The organism is Methylophaga sp. F-2 (assembly GCF_056859315.1).
The window spans coordinates 383,068-394,265 of sequence record NZ_JBSXOF010000015.1 but is presented as its reverse complement, the minus strand read 5'-3'; the positions used below and the strand labels follow the sequence as shown (position 1 = coordinate 394,265).

The following is an 11,198-nucleotide window of genomic DNA, read 5'->3' as shown; positions in this document are numbered from 1 at the left end:
TTACCGTAGTAGAACATGTTCAGATCTGGATCGTATGAATACCAACCCCATGTTGTACCACCACCAATTTTCCATTGGTCACCTTGCCAAGTTTTCAAAGATGAATCTTTGCCAACTGGTTTCAGCATAGACATGGTTTTGCTTGGATCAACTAACATTTCTTCATCAGGACCCGTGCTGTACGCTTTGTATTTAACGTTACCATCTAAGTCATAGGCTTGAACGTAACCACGTACACCAAACTCACCACCTGAAATACCGACGATGACTTTATCTTTGAATACGTGAGCTGCTGCAGTGCTAGTCGCACCACGTTTTGGATCATCACGTTTGTCAGACCAAACTACGCTACCATCAGCGGCATTCAGAGCAACTAATGTTGTATCCGCTTGGTTCAGGAAGATTTTTCCATCGCCATAGCTTAAACCACGGTTAACCGTGTCACAGCACATAACAGGTACTGTTTCATCGTAGTTTTGTTTGGGTTCATATTTCCATTTGATCGCACCGTCGTTGTTTAAGTCCAACGCATAAACGATGTTTGGAAATGGTGTGTGAACGTACATAGTACCGTCGATAACCAAAGCGTTACCTTCGTGACCACGTAAAACACCGGTTGAGAAAGACCATGCCATGTTTAAATCTTTGACATTGTCTTTGTTGATTTGTGTTAATTCAGAGTAACGTGTATTCGCATAGTTACCTGCTGGCATAACCCAGTTGTTTTCATCTTTTTGCATTTCCAATAATTCATCAGCTACTGCCAGACCTGGAACAGCTAATGTCATCATTGCGATTGATAAAGTTTTCAGCTTCATAAAGTTTTCCTCTTTATTGCTTTCTAGTTATATACGACACGAAAATTGTTCAGTGTTGAACCTCATGCGTAGGGCAACAATAATCTTGAAGAAAACGTTAGTCAAGCATATTTCCCATCTTTTTTATGATATTTTACTTATAACTTTCGGGAATTTTTTCCCGAAAGCATAAGTGGATGAAATTTATATCTTTTTTACTTGGTACAGGTTTTTAGTCCTGTTTTAGTCCTGATTAAGAATCCAGTCAAGAGCTAGTTCGATTGCTTCCAATGTGCGCTCACGACCCAGTAATTGGAGTGTCACATCCAATGAAGGTGACACTGTATTTCCTGTGATAGCCACCCTGATTGGCTGGGCAACTTTCCCCATACCTACTTCATGCTTTTCGGCACAGACTTTTATTTCTGTATGGATGGGTTCAGCAAGCCAATCTGTAATTTGTGATAAGCGTGTTTTCATATCTTGCAACAAAGGTAAGCTCGTCTGGTTCAGGTTTTTCTTTGCTGCCTTCTCATCATAGCTGCTGACTTTTTCATAGAAGAAAATACTGCTATCAGCCATTTCGACAAGCGTTTTTGCACGTTCCTGATAGAGCTCAGCAATTTGCTCAAGCGTAGGCCCTGCAGACAAGTCGACTGACCGTTGCTCCATATGCCAAGCCAAATGTTTTGCAATATGGGATGCAGGACTATTTTTGATATATTGCTGGTTCAACCACAGTAGCTTCTCAGTATTAAAACTAGAAGCTGCTCTGTTAACATCCTCAATATCAAAAAACTCGATCATTTCTTGTATCGAAAACACTTCCTGATCACCATGTGACCAACCCAGTCTCACTAAATAGTTTAATAATGCTTCTGGTAGATAACCTTGATCGCGATAACTCATGACACCTACCGCGCCGTGGCGTTTTGACAATCTGGCACCATCATCACCCAAGATCATCGGCACATGAGCAAACTTCGGTGGTTCAGCACTAAGAGCGTTGAAGATATTAATTTGTCTGGGTGAATTATTGAGATGATCGTCACCACGTATTACATGGGTCATCTGCATATCCATATCGTCGACAACGACAGTTAAGTTATACGTGGGGGTGCCATCAGGACGTGCAATAATCAAATCATCCAGCTCAGCATTTTTAAATTCGACATCACCTCTAATCATATCTTTCACCACAACACTGCCGGATGTTGGATTTTTGAAGCGAATAACAGGGTCAATGCCAGGTTTAGGTGCTGTTAAATGTCTGCAACGCCCGTCATAGCGAGGCTTTTCTTTGTTGGCGCGTTGCTTTTCACGCATCTCTTCCAATTCATCTTTAGAACAATAGCAATAATAAGCATCACCTTGTTCCATCAGCTGCTGAATGATTTCTTTATAACGATCGAAACGTTGAGTTTGATAAAAAGGCCCTTCATCATAATCGAGCCCCAACCAGGACATACCATCGAGAATCGCTTGTACAGATTCAGCCGTCGAACGTTCAAGATCGGTATCTTCAATGCGAAGTACAAATCGACCACCATGTTTACGGGCGTAAAGCCAGGAAAACAAGGCTGTTCTCGCCCCACCAACATGTAGATAACCTGTTGGACTTGGTGCAAAACGGGTACGTATAGTCATGTTAGAAACTCTCAACTGGATTGATTCAATAAAGGCCGATATTGTACCAGTTGAAAGCCCATATATCGCGATTCTGATCAATGGACGAATATTTACAGAACCACTGCGCCCTAATGCTTTTATGGAAACAAAGATATCTAGTTTTAACCAGATAATTTCGTGATATCAGCCGACACAAGCAGAACAAGGAACTTTTCCCATACATAACTTCTCAAAAATCTTACAATAACAATAACGACTTATTGGGAGAGAAAAATGTTTAGTCGATTATCAACAATAACACTAGTGGGTTTGGCCTTTCTTATGAGTAGTTACTCGATCATGGCAGCAACGCCGGAAGAACCCGTATGGCCTGCGCTTAAACAAACTTACTTTGGTGACAAAACAATACAAGATGATGCAAATGATATATTAGTTTTGGAAGCACCAAAACGTGCTGAAGACGCAGCCATTGTTCCAATCACGATAAAATCATTAAAACCACAAACAAAAGATAACTACATAGAAAACATATACGTATTTATCGATAACAACCCGATGCCTTACTCGGCAAAGTTCCACCTTTCCCCGAACCTAGGTAGCGTGGATTTATCAACTCGAATGAGGGTTGATCAATATACCTATGTTCGCGCTGTCGCCGAAATGAACGACGGCAGTTTATATATGGTGTCGCGCTTTGTGAAAGCCTCTGGTGGCTGTAGTGCTCCTGCTGGCAAAGATGCCGCCGCCGCATTAGCACGTTTAGGCAAAATGCAGCTAAGAATGCGTCAACCAACCATCGGTGAACCGGTTCAGGCGCAGATGATCATCAGTCATCCCAACTACAACGGACTACAATTTGATCAAAAGGCACGTAAATACATACCGGCACATTATGTGGATAAAATTGATATCAGCTATAACGGTCAACCCTTAATAAGTGTTGATGCTGGAATATCTATCAGTGAAGATCCAAGTCTTCGATTCACATTCACACCTGAAGAACATGGAAAATTAGAAGCGAAAGTACGTGATACTCAATCAGAAGAGTTTGAAATAGAAAAAGACATTTAACCGAACCACAAATAAAAAAGGCCGCTTAAGCGGCCTTTTTTATTTGAACATTTATTAATTGTGAATACGACACTCTTTATAAGCTGTTTCATTCACTTGTTCGAAAAGTTTTAAACCTTTCTTAAGGCCTTTGTCGTCTCTGAACTCCGCCCCTTTATCAGCAGGTAGGTTCTTGTACATAAAGCCAGCACTAATATCTTCAAACTCTTTTTCGGAAAAGGCTTCTGCCATTTTATCCGCCACACAAGAACATTTATGAACACCTTCATAAACATTCATTTTAGGATTAGCTTCCATACAATCCATCACAAAATGTACACGGGTTACCGTAGAAAAATCATTGGACATTGCCATTGTTGGCAGTAACGCCAAACCTGTAGCAAACAACGTAGCAGCTCCAGCAATCTTCATTCATTCTCTCCTATAAATTATTATTCATCAGTTTGGATGAGTTGTGACTCAGCCTTATAGTATTAAGTTCCACTTATCCTGATTTTGATACAGAATTAGGTAGACATATTACATGAATTCTTCACCATCTTCCGCCATCGCAGATAGACGAAAAACGCTTTATTTTCACACAAGAGCAACATCAGGTAGAATTTCTTATTCATTCAGACACTATTAATACAGGCGGGAGATAGCCAAATGAAAAAATTGTTATTGCACTTGGATACCGATCCAGTTGCCAGCACCTTCGACCAAGCAGTGGCTTATGATGCTGGAGTCGATAACATTATTGCTCATGGCGGCGCGACACGTGACAATGTCACACCACATGTCCACGGCATGATTTTTACTCGTGGCGGTAAAAACTTAAAAAATAGCGCGATTTTCATCGGTGGCTCAAATGTCCCTGCCAGCGATCTGGTTGGTAAAGCAGTTAAAAAAGCGTTTTTTGGTCCAGTCAGCGTATCGGTTATGCTTGATCCTAACGGCTCAAATACCACTGCCGCGGCTATCGCCCGAAAAGTGCTAACAGATTACGATGTGAAAGATAAAAACGTTGTTATTTTAGGTTCAGGCCCTGTTGGCCAACGTACTGCACTTTATATGCTGAGAGAAGGCGCAAAAAAAGTCACCTTAACTTGCCGCAGCATGGAAAGAAGTAAAGCAACCGTCAAGGAAATGAAAGAACATTACGGTGTTGAGGTTCTACCAGGTGAAACACGTAGTGATGAAGCGGTTAAACGTGTCTTATCTGATGCTAATGTTGTGATTGCTGCCGGACCAGCTGGTGTCTGTGTTGTGCCGGAGATGGCACTGGAAAACAATACATCTATTGAGGTGGTGGCCGATGTAAACGCTGTACCTCCCCTCGGTGTGGCAGGTATGGAAGTTATGGATAATGGCACAGAGAAAAATGGCATGCGTTACTACGGCGCAATTGCCATTGGTAACTTCAAAATGAAAGTCCACCGTGGCGCTATCGCTTCACTTTTTGAAAGTAATGATGCCTTTTTGGATGAAACCACGATTTACGACATTGCCTGCAAGATTGATAACGAACAGTGAAACAACAAACTGCTGAAGCTGAAAGCCTGACGGCAATGTCATCTGTTACCGTTCAGGCTCCGGCCAGGCTCCATCTGGGATTTCTTGATTTAAATGCTGAAATTGGTCGCAAGTTCGGTAGTATCGGCGTGGCGCTCAATAGCCATCACACCATCATTCAAATATCCCCCGCTGAGAACTTCCTTATTCAAGGTAAAGACCTGACGGATAATTTGAAACTGAAAATCAGGCAAATTTGCGAACGTTTTTATGAAAGTATCGGTAGTCAGATTCCTTCAGCAAACCGATGCATCAATATTTGTGTAAAACAAACCATTCCTGAGCACTCAGGTCTGGGGTCTGGGACACAACTGGCCTTAACTGTAGGTACGGCCCTTGCCAAATTTCATGGTATATCAATCTCCACACCCTCTATCGCGAAGCAGCTAGGTAGGGGGAAACGCTCAGGTATCGGCATTGCTACTTTTGATCATGGCGGGTTTGTGATTGATGGTGGATTAAAACCAAACCAGACTGTACCTCCTATTCTGGCTCATATGGATTATCCGGCAGACTGGAAAATAGTATTGGTTATGGATCCTCATCATCAAGGTATACATGGCACTGCCGAGGTACAAGCGTTCCATGAACTACCTATTTTCCCTCAAGAAAATGCACGATTAATTAGCCATTTGACATTGATGTGCTTGTTACCTGCACTCATAGAGAAGTCTTGTGATGACTTTGGCAAAGCAGTCACCGATATTCAAGCTTTAATTGGTGATCATTTTGCAAAAGCACAGGGTGGAAGATATACCAGCAAGCGAGTTGAATCTTGCTTATTAGAAGCACAAAGATTAGGTCATTCAGGAGTAGCACAGAGCTCATGGGGACCAACTGGCTGTATCTTTGTCGAAAATGAGGCTAAGGCAAAACAATTAATCGAGCATCTTACCCAGTTTGCCAAAACCACTTTTTCGGATGGTAACGCCCCCATCTTTATTCAGACATCTGCTGATAATCATGGTGCAGTTATTGAATCCTCTATGTAAGTGTGGCTATTATCACAACTCCAGCCGTAATTTGATTTTATTATAAGGATTAATTATGTCCAAACGTTCGATTATTCACATGCTCAATCCAATGAAGCATAACAGCCCTTTTGACATTAACATGGCGTTAGACGCTGGTTACGATGTACTCATTCCATACTCTCATGTTGAGTTGAGTGAAGTCGCAGGATTAACTCAAGATGCCATATTTTCCCGTGGCCCTTCTGGCGTGAAAAAAACAGGAATGTTCATTGGTGGCCGTGATATCGGATTAGCCATGGACATGCTGGATTCAGCCAAAAAATCGATGGTGCCACCATTTGAGATTTCAGTATTTGCAGATCCAAGTGGTGCATTTACCACTGCAGCAGCTTTGGTTGCTTGTGTCGAACGTGAACTAAAAAGCAAATTTCAGCAAGAATTAAAAGGGGCTAAAGCCGTTGTATTTGGTGGAACAGGTCCAGTAGGTATTGCCACAGCAGTCATTGCTGCACTCCAAGGTGCTGAAACTGCGATTGTTGATCACTTTTCTATTGATACAGCACTTGAATTTGCAGCAGAAGCTAAAAAACGTTACGGCGTCGATTTACGTGGAACAACGGCAGCATCTGATGCTGACAAGGCTCGTCTATTATCTGATGCAGATATCGTTTTCTGTGCGGCAAAAGCCGGTGTTCAAGTGTTAAATGCTTCTGTACTTCGTGATGCGACAAAACTCAAAGTTGCTGGTGATGTCAATGCGGTTTCACCTCTGGGTATTGAAGGCGTTAAATTAATGGACTTTGGTGCACCTCTGACTCATGCTACGAATTCACCTGATGCAGTAGGGATTGGTGCCTTGGCTATTGGTGATATTAAATACAAATTACAGCAAGCTTTACTGAGAGAAACCCTAGAATCAGAAAAACCTGTATATCTTGATTTCCGTAATGCTTTTGAAGGTGCGCGTAAACTGGTTTAACACAGTCAGGCTATGCCACAAGGGCAGTTACCTTTACTCATATTTGCGCAAACTGCTCGATTTATTGCACAGTCCGCGGCCCAACTCGGTTACCAGACCTGGGTTGCGGACTGTTTTGCAGATACAGATACCCAGCGCGTTTCCGATCGATTACTTCGCTTACCTTCGTTAGATAAACTCACAATAGCCTCCTTGCTCTCATCGCTTGATTCTCTGAGCCAACAGCAGCCGTGTATGTTGATTTGTGGCGCTGGAATCGAACGTTTTTACCCTGTTCTGGAACAGTTACCCCCTCATATTCAACCATTAGGCAATACCTTCCATACTTTTGAACAACTACGCTCAGCTGATCAGTTTTTTCCATTACTCGACAGACTAGGTATTCCTTATCCTGAAACTCACCTCATCAGCCCTCCAGACAAAAATAAAAGGCGCTGGCTCAGTAAGGATATGAAGAGTTGTGGGGGAACACATATTAAACACACCAATCTTTACTCTGATGAACAGGTGATTTTCCAGGAATATATCGAAGGTAAATCTGCTTCAGTAAGCTTTATTGCTGATGGAAAGGCTGCTTCAGTCCTTGGTTTTAATGAACAGATTCATGACAAACACACCTTCACCTTACAACAGCTTACTAACCAGATTGCTCTCAATCCATCTTCACAACAAAAAGTAAGCACAGCGTTACAGCAACTCATTACAGCAACGGGTTTTAAAGGGTTTGGCAGTCTCGATTTTCTAATCGATGAGGCAGACAATATCTACATTCTTGAATTGAATCCAAGGCTATCTGCCTCAGCAGAACTCTATTCCAACTCAGGTGATATTTTACGCAGACATATTCAGGCTTGTATGAGCACCCAAGCAGATAATCTAGCTTATCAAGACATACAAAAACATAGCATACGAACATTATCTTATTTGTTTGCTGATAAAAATTATCGTGTTCGTGAAAAAGCAAACTGGCCACCTCAGGCTCACGATATTCCTTCTGACCAGCAGATGATTCATTCAGATCAACCTATCTGTACATTAGTCATCGATACTGAGTTCGAACATGCGTGCCAGAATATTCGTCATCAACTGGAAACTGAGATAGTGAAAAATTGTCTTTATCCTGCTTGAAAATAGCAGGGACTCTACCCATATTAACCATGATTCATTAAGACAGGATTGAATGCATGAAACGCATATTACTTTTTCTTGGCACCAATATAGCTGTACTCGCCGTATTAAGCATTACAATGAGATTGCTGGGCATTGACAGTCTATTGGATGAGCAAGGTGCAGGCCTTGATATGAATGCCTTGATTATCTATGCAGCCGTTATTGGTTTCAGTGGCTCCATCATTTCGCTGCTTATCTCAAAATGGACAGCTAAACATCTGACAGGCGCCCAGGTCATTGAGCAACCAAAAAATGACACAGAACGCTGGCTGGTCAATACCGTTAAACGCTTAGCACAACAAGCGAATATTGGTATGCCAGAAGTCGCTATCTACAACTCTCCACAACCGAATGCCTTCGCAACCGGTGCGAACAAGAATAATGCACTTGTTGCCGTAAGCACAGGTCTTATGCAATCCATGACTCAGGATGAAGTAGAAGCCGTACTGGCTCATGAAGTAAGCCATATCGCTAACGGGGATATGGTGACAATGGCCTTAATTCAGGGTGTCGTGAACACCTTTGTTATTGTTTTATCTCGCGTCATTGGTCATCTCGTCGATAGAACCGTATTTAAGGTAGAACGTGGCCATGGCCCGGCATTCTGGATCACTTCAATTATTGCCGAGCTAGTGCTTGGTATTCTGGCGAGTATCATCGTGATGTGGTTCAGCCGTCAGCGTGAATTCAGAGCTGATGCCGGTGCTGCCAGTCTGGTCGGCGCTCCCAAGATGGTGGCCGCACTGCAACGTTTAGCAGGCACATCAACCGAACCATTACCTGATCAGCTTCACGCTATGGGCATCTCCGGAGGCAAAGGCGGCGGGCTGTCAGCATTATTTATGACGCATCCACCGTTAGAAGAGCGCATCAACGCCTTACGTGGAAACCGATAATGATCAATAAAAAAGCCGGGCAAGCCCGGCTTTTTTTACGTTAAAGCTCATCATCTTCAAAGTTATAGTTCATCTCTGCTGACGGTTCATGAATATAATAGCCTTGGGCATAATCTACGCCTAAACGCCACAATAGAGCTAGACTATTAGCATCAGATACAAACTCAGCGATCGAGCGTTTACCCGCTTCTTTTGTCATCTCAATAATCGCTTTAACAGCCGCCTGATTTTCAGCATCATGTGCCATATTTTCGACAAACGTGCCGTTGATCTTTAAATAATCGACATTAAACGCTTTGAGACTATTGGAGAAATCGATGCCGGAGCCGAAATGTTCCAGACCAAACTCACAGCCTAAACTCTGTAAACGCTCGATAACATGACTCACTTGCTCAACATTATCAATCGCCATTGTCTCACTTACTTCAAAAATGAGAGACCGAGCTGTCAGCTGTTGAGCGGATAATGACGCAGACAACCAATCAACAAAAGCTTCTTCATGCAGACTTTGTTCAGATAACTTGATAAAGAAGCGTGTTTTAGGAAACCGTTGACGATGAATGGTTAATGCCTTTAACGCACTTCGAATTACCCATTTATCAATTTCCGTCATCATTTTTAACTGAACGGCATGATGAATAAATTTATCCGCAGCAATAAATTCATCATTCACCTGGAGTCGGAGTAGTACCTCATAAAATTCCTGTTCTTCTCCATGTAAACTCACAATAGGTTGATAAAACAAAGTGAACTTATCTTCCTGCAGTGCTGTTTGCAGCTGTTTGTGCCAGACTTCGCTCGACTGTTGTTCAATTTCACTGCTTTGAGCATGAAAACGCATCACCTGATTACCACCCGCATGCTGTGCTTTCATCGCCGCTCTATCTGCATTTTCCAATACAGCCTCAGCCGTTAGCTGACTTTCATTGATTCGGGCGATACCAACACTACAGTGTAAATCAATCGTTTTACCCGCCACATGCGACACATAATCATCGATGGTTCTGCGGAAAGATTCAGCTCGCTCATCAATATAGGCGTCATCATGATGAGGAACAATTATCGTAAATACCTGATCACCGTAATGACCAATAACTTCATGTTCAGCAAGATTATTCTGTAACAAGTCAGATACACTTTTTAGAATAACTTCACTGGTACCTAATCCTACTTTTTCTTTAATGGATAAAAAGTCATCCAATGTCAGATATAAAAGCTGTGCATCACCTTCACCCTCAGCAGCACGACGAACCGTTTTTTCCAACTCATCAATAAAGCGGCTACGGTTGTATAAGCCGGTGAGCTGATCATGCTCATCAATAAGCGTGACCACAGGCGCTGTTTGCTCATTGATTACCGTGTCATCACGAATTACAACCTGTGTGCAATCCTCGCCTTCTACCCGGGCATGACTGAACTGAATTTCTGCTTTAAACGTAACACCCTCAGCTGTAAGACCATTACCCATGAGGGTTACCGGGGGCGCATCAGGTTGTTCCGTAAATTGCCTGAACACGGCTTTAAACTTAGGATGATCATCTGCACTAAATAAATCCAGAATAGGTAATCCGGCAACATCTTCAGATTCGTGATAACCAAATAAGTTTAAGTAGGCCTGGTTAACATAAATATGCATTCCTTCATGCATATAAGCGACAGCATCTCTGGAGCTATCTAAAAGCGTTTTGGAGCGCTTCTCACTCTCTCTGAGCGCTCGTTCATTACGTCGTGCCAGACGTCTTATGAAAAGATTATCAATCTCACGATTAATCACAAATTGCAGGCGCTGTTTATCCTCAAACAACACAATATCTTTCGCGTTTGTTGTGAAATAGTCAGCTTCATGTGTTTTATCATCGGTAATGATGATACAAGGCAAATCTTTATCTAAATGTTGAATCAGATTGAGGATATCCATCGGCTGGACATCAGCGACATGCTCGCGGCATAAGATGAGTTCCCAATTCTGGGCTGATAACAATTTTTCAATCGCGGCAGGCTTATCTTCCCTTGTCGCCCGCACAGCATGACCAGCACTACGCAGCACATTGACAATCACGTCTGCATCCGTCAAAGAACTATCAATAATTAGTACTCGTAAAATGCCTTCTGCTCTCGCCACAGTCGC

The 11,198-nt window shown here is 42.5% G+C and carries 10 protein-coding genes; 6 read left to right on the top strand and 4 right to left on the bottom strand.

Going from position 1 to position 11,198, the window contains the following annotated elements:
• Both AC13DA_RS04215 and gltX read right to left on the bottom strand, forming a co-directional pair.
• The coding region (locus AC13DA_RS04215) for an outer membrane protein assembly factor BamB family protein (protein WP_284452304.1) at positions 1-818 on the bottom strand (818 nt) is incomplete at its 3' end.
• A gap of 222 nt (positions 819-1,040) precedes the next feature.
• Positions 1,041-2,444 (bottom strand): glutamate--tRNA ligase, encoded by a 1,404-nt coding sequence (gene gltX / locus AC13DA_RS04210; RefSeq protein WP_284452303.1) that lies wholly within the window; start codon positions 2,442-2,444, stop codon positions 1,041-1,043.
• A 255-nt stretch (positions 2,445-2,699) separates the two neighbouring features.
• Between gltX and AC13DA_RS04205 the strand changes: the two genes are divergently transcribed.
• Positions 2,700-3,497, top strand: coding sequence for a quinoprotein dehydrogenase-associated SoxYZ-like carrier (locus AC13DA_RS04205; protein ID WP_284452302.1), 798 nt, complete (start codon positions 2,700-2,702; stop codon positions 3,495-3,497).
• Between the two features lie 54 nt (positions 3,498-3,551).
• On the opposite strand, the gene AC13DA_RS04200 is transcribed toward AC13DA_RS04205, so the two are convergent.
• Complete coding sequence (locus tag AC13DA_RS04200; RefSeq protein ID WP_007144487.1) at positions 3,552-3,908, bottom strand: hypothetical protein; 357 nt, start codon at positions 3,906-3,908, stop codon at positions 3,552-3,554.
• Between the two features lie 237 nt (positions 3,909-4,145).
• On the opposite strand from AC13DA_RS04200, the gene AC13DA_RS04195 reads away from it, so the two are divergent.
• Genes AC13DA_RS04195 through htpX form a run of 5 tightly spaced genes read left to right on the top strand, consistent with a single transcriptional unit; the run spans position 4,146 to position 9,070 of the window.
• Positions 4,146-5,012: an NAD(P)-dependent methylenetetrahydromethanopterin dehydrogenase gene (locus tag AC13DA_RS04195; RefSeq protein WP_284452301.1), complete on the top strand. Its 867-nt coding sequence runs from the start codon at positions 4,146-4,148 to the stop codon at positions 5,010-5,012.
• Positions 5,009-6,043 carry a beta-ribofuranosylaminobenzene 5'-phosphate synthase family protein gene (locus tag AC13DA_RS04190; protein WP_284452300.1) on the top strand — a complete coding sequence of 345 codons (1,035 nt, stop codon included), beginning with the start codon at positions 5,009-5,011 and terminating at the stop codon, positions 6,041-6,043. Before AC13DA_RS04195 ends, AC13DA_RS04190 begins: the two co-directional genes overlap by 4 nt.
• 55 nt (positions 6,044-6,098) lie before the next feature.
• Positions 6,099-7,004, top strand: a complete 906-nt coding sequence (locus AC13DA_RS04185; RefSeq protein WP_007144484.1) for an NAD(P)-dependent methylenetetrahydromethanopterin dehydrogenase — start codon at positions 6,099-6,101, stop codon at positions 7,002-7,004.
• Between the two features lie 12 nt (positions 7,005-7,016).
• Complete coding sequence (locus AC13DA_RS04180) at positions 7,017-8,132, top strand: ATP-grasp domain-containing protein (RefSeq protein ID WP_284452299.1); 1,116 nt, start codon at positions 7,017-7,019, stop codon at positions 8,130-8,132.
• A 56-nt stretch (positions 8,133-8,188) separates the two neighbouring features.
• Positions 8,189-9,070 carry a protease HtpX gene (htpX, locus tag AC13DA_RS04175; RefSeq protein ID WP_273183076.1) on the top strand — a complete coding sequence of 294 codons (882 nt, stop codon included), beginning with the start codon at positions 8,189-8,191 and terminating at the stop codon, positions 9,068-9,070.
• A gap of 40 nt (positions 9,071-9,110) precedes the next feature.
• On the opposite strand, the gene AC13DA_RS04170 is transcribed toward htpX, so the two are convergent.
• Entirely contained in the window at positions 9,111-11,192 is a 2,082-nt protein-coding gene (locus tag AC13DA_RS04170) for an EAL domain-containing protein (protein WP_007144481.1), read from the bottom strand.
• Positions 11,193-11,198 lie beyond the last annotated feature (6 nt).